Below are 19,189 nucleotides of genomic sequence, written 5' to 3'. Positions count from 1 at the left end.
AATTCTGTTTTTATTGTTTTAAAAATCGTTAGTCGAGAAAATATGAAGTACTTACCAAATTGAACTATTTTTGTACTACATGCAGGTAACAAAACATATAAGCAGCGCACAAAACCCTTTGATAAAAAAGGTTTTGGTACTAAAAGAAAAATCAAGGGAAAGAAAAAAAACCGGACTCTTTGTCTTAGAAGGTTTGCGAGAACTGCAGATTGCTATTGGCGCTGGTTACTTTATAGAGTCAGTTTTATTCTGTGAAGACATTATAGAGAATAGTAACCTCTTACATACTTTTAATGCAGATCAATTAATATCCGTTAGTGCAGATGTATATAAAAAATTAGCATACAGAGATACTACCGAAGGTGTAATAGCTATTGCAAAAAGTAAAGACCACCAACTTTCATCTTTAGAGTTCAACACAAGGAACCCACTGATCCTAATTGCAGAAGCACCTGAAAAACCGGGCAACATAGGCGCTTTACTTAGAACTGCAGATGCTGCTAATCTTGATGCGGTTTTAATTGCCAACCCAAAGACCGATCTTTATAATCCAAATATTATACGATCAAGTGTAGGATGTGTTTTTTCTAGAAACGTAAAAACGGGCAGTACTAGCGAAATTCTTTCCTACTTAAAAAAAGAGGGCTTTCAGGTTTTTTGTGCAGCGCTAACAGCCTCCAAAGATTACACTACCGTTAATTTTACAGAACCCTCTGCCATAGTTGTTGGCACAGAACACTCTGGTCTCAGCAATGAATGGTTGCAAAATTCCACCCAAAATATCATTATACCCATGGAGGGTGAAATAGATTCTATGAATGTTTCGGTATCTGCAGCAATACTTATATTTGAAGCAAAACGGCAACGTAAATTAAACACGTAGCATTTTATACTTTTTCTATTAATGTTTTCGTTTTCAATTACGCTATATGGACCAAACTATTGTTTTTTATTGTATTCTATTTATACTGATAGGTGAATTTATACTTGCCACGGTAATGAATTATTTAAACGCAAAGCGTTTTAAAGACCCTATTCCCACAGAAGTTGCCGATGTATTTAACGCCGAAGAATACAAAAAGTCTCAAGCCTATAAGCTTACCAATTATAAATTCGGAATTATTACCTCTGTATTTTCCCTAGTATTAATATTAGCGTTCTTACTATTTGGTGGTTTTGCCTGGGTTGACCAAGTGGCTCAAAACATTAGTAACAACAGTATAGTCCAAGCATTGATTTTCTTCGGAATAATAATGATAGGTAGTGACATCCTTAACCTACCTTTTTCTTATTATCAAACTTTTGTAATTGAAGAAAAGTTTGGATTCAATAAAACAACAAAAGCTACATTTTTCATAGACAAGCTTAAACAGTGGCTAATGACCATAATCGTAGGTGGTATAATACTTTCTCTGATTCTTTTGTTTTTTCAATGGGCCGGCACAAATTTCTGGCTCTACACTTGGGCTTTGATTACCATTTTCACGTTGTTCATGAATTTATTTTATAGCAAGCTTATTGTGCCGTTATTTAACAAACAAGAACCTTTGGAAGCCGGTAGTTTAAAAAGTAAAATTGAAAACTATGCCGCAGAAGTTGGTTTTGACCTTCAGAATATTTTTGTAATCAACGGATCTAAGCGCTCAACAAAAGCCAATGCCTATTTTTCTGGTTTTGGAAAAGAAAAGCGCGTAACTCTGTATGACACTTTGATCAATGATTTAGAGGAAGAAGAAATAGTTGCCGTTTTGGCACATGAAATAGGTCATTACAAACGAAAACATATCATTTATAATTTGGCGACTTCAGTTTTACTTACGGGGGTTATGCTATTAATTCTATCACTTTTCATAAACAATCCAGAAGTATCATTGGCAATTGGTGTTGACAGACCTAGTTTTCATGCCGCCTTGATCGGCTTTGGCATACTTTATAGCCCTATTTCTGAGATTACAGGACTGCTAATGAATCATTTTTCAAGAAAATTTGAATATCAAGCAGATGATTATGCTAAACAAACTTACGCAGCTTTACCATTGGTAGCATCACTAAAGAAGTTATCAAAAAACAGTCTTAGCAACCTAACTCCACATCCGGCATATGTATTTATGCATTATTCCCACCCACCGTTAATCGATCGCATTCGTAATTTAAAGGCATAATTTTTGTTGCCCATCATTTAAGATTATCTTATTTTTAATCTAGTATGACACAGGCAGCAATAGAAGAGGAAAACAAGCTCATAGCTCAAGAGTACAAAGAGTTACTTAGAATTAGTTATCAAACCTTAACCGATGAGGATAAAAAACTAATACGTAGCGCTTTTGAAGTAGCTGTTGATGCGCACAAAACCCAGCGAAGAAAATCTGGCGAGGCATATATTTTTCACCCCATAGCGGTGGCAAAAATTGTAGCTTCGGAGATTGGTCTTGATGCGGTTTCCATTGCCTCTGCCCTATTACATGATGTTGTTGAGGATACAGAGTATACCTTAGACGACATTGATCGTATGTTTGGTGAAACCGTGGCGCGGATTGTTGATGGGCTCACAAAAATATCTCATTTAAAAAAAGACATGAACATCTCCCAACAAGCGGAGAATTTCAGAAAAATGCTCTTGACCTTAAATGATGATGTTAGGGTTATCATCATAAAGATAGCCGACCGTTATCACAATATGCTCACTATGGATTCTATGCCAGAGCATAAACAAGTGAAAATTGCCTCTGAAACCTTGTACATTTATGCTCCTCTTGCACATAGAATTGGTCTTTACAACATTAAGACAGAGCTAGAAGATCTAAGTTTAAAGTATACGGAACCCGAGGTCTACAACTCCATCAAGGATAAAATAGAAGACACCAAAGAAGATCAGCAAGCCTATATTGATGCATTTTCTGGCACTATAGACAATTCTTTAAAAAAGGAAGGGCTTAACTATATCATTAAAGGGAGGATGAAATCTATCTTCTCTATGCGCAAAAAGATGATTGCCCAAAATGTCACTTTTGAGGAAATTTATGACAAGTTTGCCATAAGGATCATCTACAAATCCGACTTACAGAACGAGAAGTTTTTAGCTTGGAAAATCTATTCTATAGTTACGGATCACTTTACCCCCAACCCCGTTAGATTGCGAGATTGGATATCATCTCCTAAATCTACCGGATATGAAGCCCTACACATTACCGTTATGGGACCAAAAGGCAAATGGGTAGAGGTACAGATCAGAAGTGAAAGAATGCACGAAATTGCCGAAAAAGGGTATGCGGCGCATTTTAAATACAAACATGGCGACCAAAAAGAACAAGGAATAGAAGTTTGGCTGAACAAACTTCAAGAAGCTTTGGAAAATGCAAATACCAATGCTGTTGATTTTGTAGAGGAGTTCAAGCTAAACCTATATTCAAAAGAAATTTTTGTTTTTACCCCAAAAGGAGAATTAAGGTCTTTACCTAAAGGCGCTACACCGTTAGATTTTTCTTTCAATATTCACACTGAAGTGGGCATGAGAACTCGTGGGGCTAAAGTAAACGGCAAACTGGTACCCTTAAATACCACCCTTTCAAGTGGAGACCAAGTAGAGATCATTACATCTGACCAGGCGAAACCAAATCAAAACTGGTTAGATTATGCAACTACTGCCAGAGCCCGTGCTAAAATTAAATCTGTTCTTAGAGAAGAGAAAAAAGTTGTAGCCGAAGATGGAAAAGAGATTTTACGCCGTAAACTAAAATCTCAAAAGATTACGCTTAATGAAGATTCCATAAACAAAATGGTGACCTTCTTTAAGTTAAAGACAAGTTTAGATTTATTCTATCGTGTAGGCATTGGCTCCATAGACAATGCCATGATCAAAGACTTTGCATCATCTTACAGTAATGCATTCATTAGTTTCTTCAAGAACAGAATGCGCAAATCTCCAACACCTGAAGACATCAACAAAGATGAAATTACATCTAAGTATGATATGCTGGTTTTTGGTAAAGAAGAAGAAAAACTAGAGTATAAACTATCTCAATGCTGTAATCCAATTCCTGGTGATGATGTTTTTGGCTTTGTAAGTGTGTCAGAAGGAATTAAAGTTCATAAAAAGAACTGTCCAAATGCCATATCGTTACAATCTAATTACGCGTATAGAATTATTAGCGCAAAATGGATCGATTCTTCTCAACAAGAATACCAAGCAGATATTGTAATGACGGGAATTGACAATTTAGGTTTGGTCAGTGATATAACAGAAGTTATTTCTGATATTATGCACGTAAATATGCGAAATCTAAATTTCAGTACAGATGGTGGCACCTTTAAAGGTAAGATTACGGTTGTGGTCAAAAACAAAGCTGTCTTGAAAAAATTGACCGATAATCTCATGAACATCAACGGTATTGATAAAGTTACTCGTATTTAGAAAAAGGAAATTAAAATTTAACTGTACCTTTGTGCATTAATGCAGTAAATATGTCTTCTGATAAAAATCAAGAAATTGTAAAAAACGTCTTCACTACCTTTTTAGAGGACAAAGGACATAGAAAAACACCCGAACGCTACGCTATTCTACAAGAAATTTACGAAAGTGATGAGCATTTTGATATAGAGTCACTCTATATTAAAATGAAGAATAAAAACTATCGTGTAAGTAGGGCAACTCTCTATAACACCATTGAACTTCTATTAGATTGTAAATTGGTTCGCAAGCATCAATTTGGTAAAAACCAGGCGCAATATGAAAAATCATACTTTGACCGTCAGCACGATCATGTAATCTTGACGGATACGGGTGAAGTAATGGAATTTTGCGACCCTAGAATACAATCTATCAAAAAAACAATTGAAGAAGTTTTTGATATTAAGATAAATACACATTCCCTATATTTTTATGGGACTAAAAATACTCCTGCCAAAGATGCAGGTAAAAAAGAAATAAAATAAGACTAACCAAGTATATAATATTTAGATGGCAGTAGATTTATTGTTAGGCCTACAATGGGGTGACGAAGGAAAAGGTAAGATAGTTGATGTATTAACCGAAAATTATGACATTATTGCTCGCTTTCAAGGCGGACCAAATGCCGGTCATACTTTAGAATTTGACGGCATTAAGCATGTTTTACACACTATTCCTTCAGGTATTTTTCACAAAAATGCGGTAAACGTAGTTGGTAACGGGGTGGTTATAGACCCTGTTATCTTTAAAAAAGAATTAGATGCATTAAAGAAATTTAATTTAGATGTAAATTCTAAATTATTCATTTCAAGAAAAGCACATTTAATTTTACCTACCCACCGCTTACTTGATGCAGCCTCAGAAGCATCTAAAGGAAAAGCAAAAATTGGTTCTACTTTAAAAGGTATTGGTCCTACATACATGGATAAGACCGGTAGAAACGGTATGCGTATCGGTGATCTGGAATTAAACGATTGGAAAGATAAATACCGTAGTCTAGCCAATAAGCATGAAGCCATGATCAGCTTTTATGACGTAGACATTCAATATGATTTGGCTGAGCTAGAATCAGATTTCTTCAAAGCTGTAGAAGAATTGAAAAAATTGACCTTTATAGATAGCGAAGAATATCTATATCAAGCTCAAAAATCGGGTAAAAAAATATTGGCGGAAGGTGCACAAGGATCATTGTTAGATATTGATTTTGGTACATACCCATTTGTAACCTCATCAAACACTACTGCAGCAGGAGCATGTACAGGTTTAGGTGTAGCCCCTAATCAAATCGGAGAGGTAAAAGGTATTTTTAAAGCGTATACAACAAGAGTTGGTAGCGGTCCTTTCCCTACAGAGCTTTTTGACGAGGATGGTGAAACTATGGGCCGTGTAGGTAATGAATTTGGAGCTACTACAGGTAGACCAAGACGTTGTGGATGGTTAGATTTGGTTGCCTTAAAATATGCGGTTCGTGTTAATGGCGTAACTGAGCTAATGATGATGAAAGGAGATGTTCTTAGTGGATTTGAAAAACTAAAAGTTTGTACCGCTTATAATTACAAAGGTGAACAAATAGAGCATTTTCCATATAACATTGAAGCAGAGAATGTAACTCCCGTTTATTCTGAAATGGATGGTTGGAAAGAAGATTTAACCAAAATGACCTCTGCCGATCAATTACCAAAAGCATTAAATGCATATATAGATTTTCTAGAGAAAGAATTAGAAGTGCCTATTAAAATTGTTTCTGTGGGTCCAGATAGAACGCAGACAATTCTAAGATAAGCATTAAGCGACTAGAACAGGTTGTTCAACTTTCGAGAATGGCGATATAGGGAAATACCTTTATCGCCATTCTTTTTTTTTGTATTTTCAAGTTTATGTAAAATTTACATTTTACAATTCAACAACAACTTAACGACAACTCAAAAAAATGAAAAAAACCACCTGCTCAACTTTGCTTTTTTTTCTTGTATTGACAATAGCTTGTAAAACAGAAAAAAAAGACAAAGCTGAAGAACAAACCGTTACCCAACAACAAACCGAAAACGAATGGATCACCCTTTTTGATGGTACATCTACAAAAGGGTGGCGAGCTTATAACGGAAAAGAATTACCACCTGGCTGGATCGCAAAAGACGGAGAACTACAATTTGACACCGAATTAGGTAAGGAACAAGACTACACCGGCGGCACAGATATTATATATGGAGCTGAAGAATTTGACAATTTTGAACTCTACGTAGAATGGAAACTACCAAAAGGAGGTAATAGTGGCATTTTCTACCATTTAAAAGAAGGGTATGATAGTCCACCGGAAGTTGCCCCTGAGTACCAATTGATAGATGACGAAAATTACGCAAGCATTCACGACCTTACAGATTACAATTTAAGTTTAGGGTATACTGACAACCCGGAAGAACTAAAACCATTACAACAGACCGCATCTGATTATTCCATGCACGCAGCAGACCCTGAAGGGAAAATTCTGCACCCTGTGGGCGAATGGAATACTACAAGAATTATTTTCACCCCAGACCAGGTAGAACATTGGTTGAACGGTAAAAAAGTAGTTTCTTTTGTTCCATGGGATGAAGCCTGGTACGAAAAAAAGAATTCAGATAAATGGAAAAACAGCGAAGATTACGGCAAGTTTAAAACTGGCTATATCGGTTTTCAAGATCATTCTAGCCCTATTTGGTTCAGAAATATAAAAATCAAAAAACTATAACCACCACACCAATGAACAAAAGAGACTTTTTAAAGAACGCAGCGGCATTGTCCACATTTGTATTATTACCATCTGGACTCTGGTCTTGTAAAAAAGAAGTGAAAAAACTGTCCAGATTACGCACGGCTCATATTGGTGTAGGTAATATGGGGGCAGAAGACTTAAAAGCCATTTCATCTCACAATAAAGTGGATGTCACTGCACTTTGTGATGTTGACGCCAACAATCTGGCTGCAGCAAAAGAACTTCACCCAAATGCAAAAACGTATACAGATTACAGAGTAATGTTGAAAGAAATGGGTGATGAAATAGATGCAGTAGTTGTATCTACACCTGATCACACACATGCTCCCGCTTCTATGATGGCAATGGAAATGGACAAACCTGTATATTGTCAAAAACCCCTCACCCATTATGTATCAGAGGCCAGGGCTATGAATAAACTAGCTCAAGAAAAAGGATTGGTCACTCAAATGGGAATTCAGGTTCATTCATTTTATGACTATAAACTTGCCACCTTATTGATTCAATCTGGTATTATAGGTAAAGTACACACGGTTCGTGCATGGTCCCCAAAAGATTGGGGTTATGACGGACCTGAACCTACAGGTTCTGACCCTGTTCCTGATTCATTAGACTGGAATTTATGGTTGGGCACCTCAGCAGAGAGACCATATAAAGAAGGATTTTACCACCCTGGAAATTGGAGAAAACTAGTTGATTATGGTTGTGGAACATTGGGAGATATGGGAGTTCATATTTTTGACACCCCTTATAACGCACTGGCTTTACAAGTACCCAAAACCATAAAAAATGAATGCAGGGAACCTAATGGGTTTGGCTTTCCTCAAAACAATGTAGTAACCTATGAGTTTCCACAAACTGAATTTACTACAGAAACATTAAAATGGGTTTGGTACGACGGTCCCGGTGCACCAAAAGATCATGAAGATTTAATTTTACCGGATGCGGAAAATATAGTCGCCAAAGATGATAGTTCCAAGGATAGTATGGAAGATAAAATGTCCTTAGTCACTAAAACTGCAGATGAAGGCACACTACCAGATCAAGGTGCTATGTTCATTGGAGAAAAAGGAAGGTTATTGCTACCTCACTTTATGCAACTACCTAAAAAAATAGTAGACGGTAAATACGTAGACATTTCCGCAGAAATAGAAGCAGTGGAAAAAGCGAACAATATGGGCAAACCAATTCGTAATTATGATACTGAAGGTCCTAAACATTATCATCAGTTTGTAGATGCTTGTCTAGGTACAGATACCACTACAGCACCATTTTCGTATGCATCAAGGTTAACGGAAACTATATTATTAGGTGTCATTGCCGGTAGATTCCCCAACCAAGTTTTGCACTGGGATAGTGAAAATGCCAAGTTTGCCGAAGAAGAAGCAAATGCATTTTTACAAGGCGATTATAGAAACTTCTAATCAATATTATATCATAAAAAACCACTTTCGAGTGGTTTTTTTATACCTATCTTTAAAAGAACATACCACCACCAACCTTTTCATCAATGTCAAAAATCTTTAATATCATCTTTAGATGTATTCTACTGTTCATAGGCATTTTTATCCTTGAAAGCTGTAAAGAAAGTACTCCTCCAATAATTGACATAAAACCGCATTCTTCAATTGTCCTTATAGGAAATAACTTGGGATCTAGAATGATGGAGTATGGAAGCTTAGAAACAGAATTTCATTTGCGATATCCTACAGATTCGCTTTTTATAAGAAATATGTGCGATGCCGGAGACACCCCAGGCTTTAGGCCACATTCTGGTCGCGTTTCCCCATGGGCTTTTCCCGGTGCAGAAAATTTTCAGACAGAACTTGCACAAAATTCTGGAAGTGAAGGAGAGTTTGAAACGCCAGACGAATGGCTAACTCGTCTTAAAGCTGATATTGTCCTGGCCTTTTTTGGTTACAATGAATCATTTGAAGGCGCTGAAGGTTTAGATAATTACAAAAAAGAATTAGATGCATTCATAAAGCATTCATTAAAACAACGCTATAATGGCACCACTGCACCGCAATTGGTATTGATTTCCCCTATTGCTTTTGAAGACTTATCAGACCATATAGATGTCCCTAATGGTCAATTAGAGAATAAGAATCTAAATTTATATACTGCTGCAATGAGCGAAGTTACAAAAGCAAACAACATACCTTTTATTAACGTTTTTGAAGCATCAAAAAAATGGTTTAAAAATACCAATGATGATTTCACCATTGATGGCTCACAAATGAATAAAGTAGGCTATGAAACTTTTGCCAAATTCTTAGCTGATCAACTTACCGGCAATACTTCCGTAAAACAAGAAAATAAGAGAGTAGCAATTAAAGAAGCTATTCTAGAAAAGAATTTCTATTGGCACAATGATTATAAGATACCCAATGGTGTGCATGTTTTTGGCAGAAGACACGCACCCTACGGACCAGACAATTATCCGTATGAAATAAGAAAAACAAGAGAATTAACAGCGATCAGAGATACTGCTATCTGGGCGGCAGCACAGGGAAATACATACAACCTTAAAGCTGCAGATGCATTAACAAGCAAATTGCCCCCAGTAACCAGCAATTATAATTTAAGCGAAGGAGATGCTATTCATTACAAATACGGAGAAGAAGCTCTAAAAACATTGACCGTACCAAAGGGCTATAAAGTAGAATTGTTTGCCTCGGAAAAGGAATTCACCAATTTGGCAAATCCTGCACAAATTTCCTTTGATAACAAAGGTCGTTTATGGGTTGCTACCCTACCCTCTTATCCACATTACAGACCGGGCGATGCCAAGCCAAACGACAAGATTATTATTTTAGAAGATACCGATAATAATGGCAAAGCGGATAAGGAAACAGTATTTGCCGAGAACTTACATTTACCCATTGGATTTGAGTTCTCTGCGGAAGGTGTTTATGTAAGCCAAGGCACTACCCTAAAATTATTTAAAGACACTGATGGTGACGATAAAGCTGATACGATAGAAACTATACTAAGCGGATTTGATGATCATGATACCCATCATGCCATTTCTGCTTTTTGTGCAGACCCTTCTGGCGCTTTTTATATGTCAGAGGGGCTCTTTCTTCATACCAACGTAGAAACCTCATACGGTCCGGTCCGTGCTACCAACGGTGGGTTTTATAGATATAATCCACAGCGTAAACATTTGGAGCGAACCTTGCAAGTGCCTGTTCCTAATCCGTGGGGTATTGCTTTTGATGATTGGGGGCAAGATTTCTTTTTGCATACCTCTGGTCCAAAAGTAAATTGGATGATGCCCAGTTCTTTAAAGCCCATCTACGGAATATCATCACCGTTAACGGAAGAGTTGATTGAAGAAGCACATCGTGTAAGACCAACTTCTGGTCTGGAATTTGTTTCAAGTAGCCACTTTCCGGAAGAAATACAGGGCGATATGTTACTAGCTAATTCCATTGGCTTCCTAGGATTAAAACAACACCGAATGTTAGAAGATGGCACGGGTTATACCACCATACACCGACAAGATTTAATAACAAGCACTGATCCTAATTTCAGACCGGTTGAGCTAGAATTTGCTCCAGATGGTTCACTTTATCTAGTTGATTGGCACAATGTATTAATTGGACACATGCAACACAATGCCCGTGACCCATTACGTGACCATGTTCACGGCAGAATTTATAGGATTACTTACCCTTCTAGACCTTTGATAATACCTGCACAAATTGATGGCGCAACAATAGCCCAACTTTTTGAGAATTTAAAATTGCCAGAATATAGAACTCGTTATAGAACCCGTAGGGAATTAAGGGGAAGAAATGCGACAGAGGTATTGGACTATTTAAAAATTTGGATTACCAGCTTAGATAAGAACGACCCCAATTATGAACATCATAGGTTAGAGGGTTTGTGGGTATCTTGGGGAATGAACAAGGTAGACCAACCATTACTGGAGTCATTGTTAAAATCTAACGACCACAGAGTACGATCTGCCGCAGTTAGGGTCACAAGGTATATGGGGCATCAATTGAACAATGCACAAGAATTACTGAAGAGTGCTGCAAATGACTCCCACGGTAGAGTTAGGTTAGAAGCTATAACAGCAGCATCATGGTTACCAAAATCTGAAGGAATGGAAATTCTAGAAGTCGCAAAACAACATCCACTAGATGAATGGATGACCGATGCATTCAATTTTGCAGAAACCAGATTAACAGGTAACTTCCTGAAAAATAATAAAGAAGAACTATTAGCATCACATTTAAAGGGTGCTGATTTAGAAATTTTTGCCAAAGGAAAAAAAATATATGAAACCGAGGGTTACTGTATAACTTGTCATCAAGAAAGCGGTACCGGATTACAAAAAGCCGGTTACCCAACACTAGTGGGGCAAGAATGGGTTTTGGGCAACGAAGAAAGATTGATAAAGTTAGCCCTTCACGGACTTTATGGACCAATGAATATCATGGGCAACCATTACAAAGGTCAAGTACCCATGATGGCTTTCAAGGGGCTATTAAATGATGATGAAATTGCTGCTGTACTTACTTATGTTAGAAATTCATTTGGCAATAAAGCATCTGTCATCGATCCGGACAAGGTAAAAGAAATTAGGGAAGCCACTATAGACCGTAATAAGTTCTATACCGCAGACGAGTTGTTACAAGAGCATCCTATGAACTGATACAATAAAATAGAGACCATATGAAATTTAAATATGCTACATTACTAATTTTGACCATATTAACAGCTTGTGGTGAAAAAACAAAAAGTAAAAAAGAAATCATTTCAGAAGAAATTAAAGCTCCACACATTGTTTTTGTCACTGGCGAGGAAGAGTACAGGTCAGAGGAAACGTTTCCTATGTTGGCAAAATTAGCAAAGAGAGAATTAGGCGCAAAAGTCTCAATTGCCTATTCTATTGACAGCTCAGGATTTATTGACCCCAACAGAACTGACCATATTGAAGGATTAGAAGCTTTGAAAACTGCTGATTTAATGGTCGTATTCATGCGTTTTAGAAACCTACCTAAAAAAGAACTAGATTACATAACCAATTATGTAGAATCGGGCAAACCAATTGTGGGTTTTAGAACCACTACCCATGCATTTAAATATGATAATGACTCTACTTTAACAACATATAATGAAGAATGGCCCGCAAAAGTTTTTGGGCAACAATGGATTACGCACCATGGCCACTTTGATGATGGTAAATTTCCTGTCACGGATATTTCAATTAAAGAAGGTAAAAGTGATAATCCAATTTTAAACGGCTTTTCTGAATTTGAATCATATTCATGGTTATACCATGTTGATGGCGGAGATTGGAAATTGCAGGGCGATAGTAAACCTATTTTAATGGGGCATTCCACCAAATCTCAACACGAAATGAATGGCAATCTAGATCAATTTTCTTTGGACAACCCCGTTGCTTGGACAAAAAGCTATACTGGCACTTCTGGCAAACCTGCAAGAGTATTCTTCACTACCCTTGGTCACCCTTATGATTTTAAACTTCCCGTAATGCGCAAAATTGCCATGAACGGAATTTATTGGGCGTTAGGCAAAGAGGACAAGATCCCGAAGGAAGGAGTAAATGTTACATTAGATGAGCCGTTTGAACCAAACAACTCGGGTTTTGGGCAGAAATTTAAAAAGAATCAAAAACCATTAACCAATTTTTAAAGTATGGCATTATCACGAAAAAATTTCATCAAAACCAGTGGATTAGGAGCTTTGGCACTAGGTACTGCATCTTTTACAGCTAACTCAAACAGTAAAAAAACAGCAAACAATACCAATCATCAACTTAACATTGGATTGGCTTCCTATACACTTAGAAAATATAGCTTAGATGAACTCATAGATATCACGGAGCGCTTAGGGTTAAAAGATGTAGCGTTTAAAAGTTTTCATTTACCATACGAAGCAAACAAGAAAGAACTCACCTTTATACGTGAAAAAGTTACTGCAAGGGGACTCAATTTATATGGCGGTGGGGTCATTTATATGAAATCACCTGAAGATGTGGAAACCTATTTTAATTATGCGGATAATGCAGGTTTGCCTATGATTATTGGAGCACCGGAACATGATTTATTACCATTGGTAGAGCAAAAGGTAAAAGAGACGGGTATCAAATTGGCCATACACAATCACGGTCCTGAGGATGTAGTTTTTCCCTCCCCAAAAAGTGTCTATGAAAAAATTAAGGGCTTAGATTCCAGAATAGGTCTATGCATAGATGTTGGTCATACTTTTAGGCTAGGACTTGACCCGGCAGAAGAACTTATAAAATATCAAGATAAATTATTTGATGTCCATATAAAGGATATAGATGCGCCAATAGAAAAAGGTCAAAAAACCATTTTAGGCCACGGCAAAATAGACTTACCTGCCATTTTAAGTACTTTAAAGAAGATTAATTATGCCGGTATTGTTGCTATAGAATATGAAAAAGACGCCAACCACGCCATTTATGGACTGTCAGAATCTGTAGGTTACATAAGAGGTGTTTTAAAAATGATATAATTTCTGACCTGGATTTTTTAAATAATAACACGGTATAAATTGCTTTGTATAAAAGTCACTTTTGCACAAGTAAATGTCAAAAGTATCTTAACCATGGTAAGGCTCTTTTAAAATATCCTATTTTTGAAAAAATTTTTAGGTTGAAAAAGATTTATTCAGTTGTTCTTTTGTTCTTTGCCTGTTCTTTTTTTGGTGTTGCCCAGCAAGATGGCAATGAAGAAGAACCCAAGCAAATTAATATTGTTTACGGTGCCAACTTCACTAAAAACGAAGCTGAATACCCAGGCGCCTCTATATTCAGTAAAGATACACGCCAAGTACAATTTGAACACCAAGGTGCCGATTTGTGGTGCGATGTAGCAATTTACTACCAATTAGAAAACCGTTTAGAAGCTATTGGCAATGTCATTTTAAAACAGGGTGACTCCATAAAAATGACCAGTAAAAAAATCAACTATTTGGGCGATGTAAAACTGGCAAAGGCTTGGGGTAATGTAGTTCTTACTAATTCTGACATGACGTTAAGAACAGATACCCTTCGCTTAGATCGTGAAAAACAAGAAGCATTTTATCAAGATAATGGTACTGTAGTTGATTCCGCAAATACATTGACCAGTAAAATTGGCAAGTATTTTATGGAACTCAAAAAGTATCAGTTTTTAGATAGTGTTCATGTTCAAAACCCGGAATACACTTTAGATTCTGAACAGCTAGATTACTATACAACTTCTAAAAATGCTTACATGTACGGACCGTCGACCATAAACGGAGAAACGTATAAAATTTATTGTGAAAGAGGATTTTATGACACCAAGGTAGAAACCGGCTATGGTATCAAAAACACGCGTATAGATTATAACAATCGTATTATTGAAGGTGACAGTGTGTACTTCAACAAAGTTCAAGAGTTTGCTTCGGCCACCAATAACATTACCGTAACCGATACTATTAACAAAGGTATTATCAGAGCCCATTACGCAGAGGTCTTCAAAGCTAAAGATTCTGTCTTTGCAACTAGAAGAGCTGTTTCTATTTCTGTTCAAGAAAGAGATTCGCTGTATGTACATGGAGATACCTTAATGGTCACCGGCAAACCAGAAGATCGTGTTCTAAGAGCGTTTAGAAATGCAAAATTTTACAAAACAGATTTGAGCGGTAAGTGCGACAGTATTCATTCCGAGGAAAAGACAGGCATTACTCAATTGATAAAAAACCCCATTATTTGGAACGGTGCCAACCAGATGACAGGCGATAGTATTCATTTAAAATCGAACTTGGAAACCGAAAAGCTAGATTCTTTAAAAGTACTAAAGAACGCCTTTATAATTTCTTTAGACAGTGTAAGCATGACAGGTTACAATCAAGCTAAAGGAATTAATTTGTTCGGCAAGTTCATTGATAACGAGCTAAAACTAATTGATCTGGTTCAAAATACCGAGGTAGTATATTATATGTATAACGATGATGATGAACTTATTGGAATTGACAAAACGGTCTGCAGTAAAATCAGAATCACCATGGTAGATAATGATATAGAAGATCTGACCTTTTACACCGATCCAGATGGCGATATCTTCCCTGAAAAAGATTTACCAGAAAACAGTAGAATATTAAAAGGATTTGTATGGCGTGGCGATGAGCGCATACTAACCAAGGAAGATATATTTGATGAAAACGATAATAACTTGAAACTCGTGGTTATTAATGGTATAGACAACCCCATTGATATTGATGCAGAAGAACAGCAACGTAGTCAAAACGAATCTGACCCTGTCAACAACATACCTGCGCAAGACAAAGCAACAGATCCCAAAAAATCTGTAAAACCTAAAAAGGTGAAATAAATATTTCACATGAACAAGGACTTTTTAAAATACCAAGCACAAACCTCTCCGTATCCTTTAGGTATGGAGGTATCATACGCAAATGGCAGTTATATTTATGATACCGCAGGTAATGCACATTTAGATTTTGTGGCGGGTGTTTCCGCTTGTACACTTGGACATTGTCACCCCAAAGTAGTGGAAGCCATTAAACATCAAGTTGAAAAATACATGCATGTTATGGTGTATGGTGAGTATGCACAATCACCGGCAACCGACTACACAAAGCTATTGGCCGAACAATTGCCTGCACCTTTAGAGGTAACTTATCTGGTGAACTCCGGTACGGAAGCTATTGAAGGAGCATTAAAATTGGCGCGGCGATATACAGGTCGCTCAGAAATTATTGCTGCAAAATCCGCATATCATGGCAATACAATGGGCAGCCTAAGTTTAATGGATTTTGAAGAACGCAAAAGTGTTTTCCGACCACTCTTGCCCGATGTTTACCATATAAAATTCAACAACGAAAAAGATTTAGAAAAGATCACTACCAAAACGGCCTGTGTCATATTGGAGACCATACAAGGTGGTGCCGGCTTTATTTTACCGGAGAACAATTATTTAAAAAAAGTTAAGGATCGTTGTACAGCTGTTGGTGCATTATTAATATTGGATGAAATACAACCTGGTTTTGGCAGAACGGGAAAGCTGTTTGCATTTGAACATTTCAACTGTGTGCCAAATATACTTGTAATTGGAAAAGGAATGGCATCTGGTCTTCCCGTGGGTGCCTTTACAGCAAGCAAAGAGATTATGCACAGTCTAAGTGATAATCCTAAAATGGGACATATAACTACTTTTGGCGGCAATCCAGTAATTGCGGCATCTAGCTTAGCTACACTGAACGTATTGCTGAATTCTTCGTTAATAGCAGACACGTTAAAAAAAGAACAACTCTTTAAAGAACTTTTAAAACATCCAAAGATAAAAGAGGTCAGAGGCAAAGGTCTCATGCTGGCCCTAATTATGGATTCACCGGAAACGGCCAATGAACTAGTACTAAGAGCCAAGGATAAAAATTTGATTCTATTTTGGCTATTGTTTGAAAATAGGGCCGTACGTATTTCTCCACCATTGACGATATCAGAATTGGAAATTAGAGAAGGATGTGCCATTATTTTAGCGCTACTCAACGCTATGTAAATCAATGTTGTTAACTAATTTGTTAATAATATAGATTGGCACAATGGCTGAAAGCCCTTACAAACACTTACTTTTAATATATCTTGTAAAACTAAATAGTGCCTATGGCGTTAGAATCTAACGAGAGACCGGACAAGCCAATTACGAAATTTGAATCAATGTTAAAGACAGATGATGTCTACTTCTTTGATGCCGAAGATTTTGAAGATATTATACACCACTATTTAAACCATGGTAAAATTTCCTTGGCTAAAAAGGGGATAAAAATTGGGCTGCAACAACATCCGGGTTCTATTGAACTTAAGTTACTTCAAGTAGAGGTGATGGTTTTTGAAAACCAAATGGAAAAGGCTGAAGCCCTTTTAGATGAATTGCAGTTACTTGACAATCATAACGAAGAAATTTATATTCAACGTGCCAATATTTTATCCAAATTGGATAATCATGAAGGTGCAATAGAGCTTTTGCAAAAAGCGCTTAGTATTACCAATAACAGTTTTGATGTGTATAGCCTTTTGGGCATGGAGTATTTATTTATGGACAACTTTGATAGCGCCAAAGAAAGCTTCATGAAATGTGTAGAGTTCGATGAGCAAGATTATTCATCGCTATATAATGTAGTATATTGTTTTGAATTCTTAGAAGACTATGAAGGTGCCATTGTATATTTAAATGGGTATTTAGAAAAAAATCCATATTGTGAAGTTGCTTGGCACCAATTGGGCAAACAGTATTACTATAAAGAAATGTATAGTGAAGCTTTGACCGCATATGATTTTGCCATTATTTCAGACGATACCTTTATTGGGGCTTATTTTGAAAAAGGCAAAGTTCTTGAAAAACTAGGCAGATATAAAGAAGCTATAGAAAACTACGAAACTACCATATCCATTGAAGATCCAACCTCACATGCATTTTTAAGAATAGGAAAATGCTATGAAAAATTAAAGGATACTGATATGGCCAAGTATTATTTCTACCAAACGGTACACGAAGACCCTTTATTGGACAAAGGCTGGTTGGCCATCACCAATTTGTACTACAATAAAAGGGATTTTGAAAAAGCGGTATTCTATATTAACAAAGCGTTGAATATAGATGGTGAAAACCCACAGTATTGGAAAAAATGTGCTAAAATACACATGGCGCTAGAGAATTATGACCAAGCTGACTTTGCTTTTAAACAAGCCGTAGATTTAGGAAATTACGAATTGGATACTTGGCTAAAATGGGCAGAGGTCGTAAGAATCAACGGTGAAACCGAAGCTGCTGTTCAAATACTTTCCCAAGGAAGGGAATTTTACCCTGAAAGTTTAAAATTGTTATATAGATCTGTAGGTTATCTACTATTGGCAAATGATCCTATAAACGCACGAATTATGCTAATGGATGCTTTAAAGATTGATATAAAACAGAAAAAACTTCATCTGTTCACTGAGAATTTTCCTCAATATGGCAAATCTGAATGGACCCAGGAAATTGTAAAAAAATACAATAAAACCAAGTAGAAAAGGTTCTACACCATATGGAAAATAGAAAACTTAAAGATTATACCGTAATTTCTTTAAAAGGAATGGCAATGGGCATTGCCGAACTGGTACCTGGGGTATCTGGAGGCACAATAGCTTTTGTTACAGGTATTTACGAAGAGTTCATCACCTCTATCAACAACGTCAACCTAACTACTCTAAAGGTTTTAAAGGAAGAAGGCTTTAAAAGGTTTTGGGAGAAATTGAACGGCAACTTTCTTTTGGCCTTGTTCATAGGTATGATGATCAGTATTTTCTCTTTATCAAAAATAATTGCCTGGCTTTTAGAAGAGCACCCTATACCTACTTGGTCTTTCTTCTTTGGATTGGTTTTAGCAAGCGTTATATTCGTTGCAAAATCCATTAAAAAATGGAATATACTTGCCATTGTACTATTTATTGTTGGAACTGCAAGTGCATTTTATATTACGACCCTACCCCCTTCTGCAAGTTCTGGTAGCTTGCCCTTTATTTTCCTATCTGGGGCTATTGCTATTTGCGCAATGGTTTTACCCGGTATTTCCGGATCCTTTATTCTAGTATTACTTGGGTCTTACAGAACTGTTTTAGAAGCTGTCAATGAAAAAGATTTTGGCGTTATTATTACATTCGCTTTTGGTGCTGCTTTTGGTATTTTAAGTTTTGCCAGAATCTTAAAATGGATGTTTACCAATTATAAAGATGCCACACTTGCGGTGTTAACTGGTTTTATTTTAGGTTCTTTAAATAAAATATGGCCTTGGAAAAACATCATAGAAATTATTCAAATTGGAAAAAAAGAAATCATAATTGATGAAAATATTTCACCTTTTGCTTTTCAAGGTGACAATCAATTAACTTTTGCCATCGTAGCTGCTATCATCGGTTTTTCCCTTATTTTTATATTGGAAAAATCCGCTTCAAAGAAGTAATG

The 19,189-nt window shown here is 36.6% G+C and carries 14 protein-coding genes; all 14 read left to right on the top strand.

What is annotated here, in order from left to right; translation table 11 throughout:
• Positions 1-79 precede the first annotated feature (79 nt).
• The 14 genes from CSC80_RS09995 (at position 80) to CSC80_RS09930 (ending at position 19,187) form a co-directional block, all read left to right on the top strand.
• Positions 80-883, top strand: a complete 804-nt coding sequence (locus tag CSC80_RS09995) for an RNA methyltransferase (RefSeq protein ID WP_071341749.1) — start codon at positions 80-82, stop codon at positions 881-883.
• A 46-nt stretch (positions 884-929) separates the two neighbouring features.
• Positions 930-2,162, top strand: a complete 1,233-nt coding sequence (locus CSC80_RS09990; RefSeq protein ID WP_074673042.1) for a M48 family metallopeptidase — start codon at positions 930-932, stop codon at positions 2,160-2,162.
• A gap of 44 nt (positions 2,163-2,206) precedes the next feature.
• The gene (locus tag CSC80_RS09985; RefSeq protein WP_071341747.1) at positions 2,207-4,411 is read left to right on the top strand and encodes a RelA/SpoT family protein; all 2,205 of its coding nucleotides are present in this window, start codon (positions 2,207-2,209) and stop codon (positions 4,409-4,411) included.
• 50 nt (positions 4,412-4,461) lie between these two features.
• Positions 4,462-4,932, top strand: a complete 471-nt coding sequence (locus CSC80_RS09980; protein WP_058103355.1) for a transcriptional repressor — start codon at positions 4,462-4,464, stop codon at positions 4,930-4,932.
• A 25-nt stretch (positions 4,933-4,957) separates the two neighbouring features.
• On the top strand, positions 4,958-6,229 hold the full coding sequence (locus CSC80_RS09975) for an adenylosuccinate synthase (RefSeq protein WP_099191534.1): 1,272 nt from the start codon (positions 4,958-4,960) through the stop codon (positions 6,227-6,229).
• Positions 6,230-6,377: 148 nt separating this feature from the next.
• A complete protein-coding gene (locus CSC80_RS09970; RefSeq protein WP_099191532.1) occupies positions 6,378-7,175 on the top strand; it encodes a DUF1080 domain-containing protein in 798 nt (265 codons plus the stop codon).
• 11 nt (positions 7,176-7,186) lie between these two features.
• Positions 7,187-8,623, top strand: a complete 1,437-nt coding sequence (locus CSC80_RS09965; RefSeq protein ID WP_099192290.1) for a Gfo/Idh/MocA family oxidoreductase — start codon at positions 7,187-7,189, stop codon at positions 8,621-8,623.
• A gap of 86 nt (positions 8,624-8,709) precedes the next feature.
• Positions 8,710-11,868: a PVC-type heme-binding CxxCH protein gene (locus tag CSC80_RS09960; RefSeq protein ID WP_099191530.1), complete on the top strand. Its 3,159-nt coding sequence runs from the start codon at positions 8,710-8,712 to the stop codon at positions 11,866-11,868.
• Positions 11,869-11,888: 20 nt separating this feature from the next.
• Entirely contained in the window at positions 11,889-12,872 is a 984-nt protein-coding gene (locus tag CSC80_RS09955; RefSeq protein WP_099191527.1) for a ThuA domain-containing protein, read from the top strand.
• Between the two features lie 3 nt (positions 12,873-12,875).
• Complete coding sequence (locus CSC80_RS09950) at positions 12,876-13,718, top strand: sugar phosphate isomerase/epimerase (RefSeq protein WP_099191523.1); 843 nt, start codon at positions 12,876-12,878, stop codon at positions 13,716-13,718.
• Positions 13,719-13,885: 167 nt separating this feature from the next.
• A complete protein-coding gene (locus CSC80_RS09945; RefSeq protein ID WP_180268618.1) occupies positions 13,886-15,562 on the top strand; it encodes an OstA-like protein in 1,677 nt (558 codons plus the stop codon).
• Positions 15,563-15,571: 9 nt separating this feature from the next.
• Entirely contained in the window at positions 15,572-16,747 is a 1,176-nt protein-coding gene (locus tag CSC80_RS09940; protein ID WP_099191520.1) for an aspartate aminotransferase family protein, read from the top strand.
• A 104-nt stretch (positions 16,748-16,851) separates the two neighbouring features.
• Positions 16,852-18,255 (top strand): tetratricopeptide repeat protein, encoded by a 1,404-nt coding sequence (locus CSC80_RS09935; protein ID WP_058103363.1) that lies wholly within the window; start codon positions 16,852-16,854, stop codon positions 18,253-18,255.
• A 17-nt stretch (positions 18,256-18,272) separates the two neighbouring features.
• Positions 18,273-19,187 (top strand): DUF368 domain-containing protein, encoded by a 915-nt coding sequence (locus CSC80_RS09930; protein ID WP_099191517.1) that lies wholly within the window; start codon positions 18,273-18,275, stop codon positions 19,185-19,187.
• The last annotated feature ends 2 nt before the right edge of the window (positions 19,188-19,189 follow it).

Source organism: Maribacter sp. 6B07 (genome assembly GCF_002700155.1).
GTDB classification, from domain to species: Bacteria; Bacteroidota; Bacteroidia; order Flavobacteriales; family Flavobacteriaceae; genus Maribacter; species Maribacter dokdonensis.
The sequence above is the reverse complement of the archived record's forward strand: the minus strand, read 5'-3'. Positions and strand labels throughout refer to the sequence as shown.

Coding starts and splice junctions, on each gene's coding strand:
- CSC80_RS09995 (WP_071341749.1), top strand. CDS start 80: ATGCAGGTAACAAAACATATAAGCAGCGCACAAAACCCTTTGATAAAA.
- CSC80_RS09990 (WP_074673042.1), top strand. CDS start 930: ATGGACCAAACTATTGTTTTTTATTGTATTCTATTTATACTGATAGGT.
- CSC80_RS09985 (WP_071341747.1), top strand. CDS start 2,207: ATGACACAGGCAGCAATAGAAGAGGAAAACAAGCTCATAGCTCAAGAG.
- CSC80_RS09980 (WP_058103355.1), top strand. CDS start 4,462: ATGTCTTCTGATAAAAATCAAGAAATTGTAAAAAACGTCTTCACTACC.
- CSC80_RS09975 (WP_099191534.1), top strand. CDS start 4,958: ATGGCAGTAGATTTATTGTTAGGCCTACAATGGGGTGACGAAGGAAAA.
- CSC80_RS09970 (WP_099191532.1), top strand. CDS start 6,378: ATGAAAAAAACCACCTGCTCAACTTTGCTTTTTTTTCTTGTATTGACA.
- CSC80_RS09965 (WP_099192290.1), top strand. CDS start 7,187: ATGAACAAAAGAGACTTTTTAAAGAACGCAGCGGCATTGTCCACATTT.
- CSC80_RS09960 (WP_099191530.1), top strand. CDS start 8,710: ATGTCAAAAATCTTTAATATCATCTTTAGATGTATTCTACTGTTCATA.
- CSC80_RS09955 (WP_099191527.1), top strand. CDS start 11,889: ATGAAATTTAAATATGCTACATTACTAATTTTGACCATATTAACAGCT.
- CSC80_RS09950 (WP_099191523.1), top strand. CDS start 12,876: ATGGCATTATCACGAAAAAATTTCATCAAAACCAGTGGATTAGGAGCT.
- CSC80_RS09940 (WP_099191520.1), top strand. CDS start 15,572: ATGAACAAGGACTTTTTAAAATACCAAGCACAAACCTCTCCGTATCCT.
- CSC80_RS09935 (WP_058103363.1), top strand. CDS start 16,852: ATGGCGTTAGAATCTAACGAGAGACCGGACAAGCCAATTACGAAATTT.
- CSC80_RS09930 (WP_099191517.1), top strand. CDS start 18,273: ATGGAAAATAGAAAACTTAAAGATTATACCGTAATTTCTTTAAAAGGA.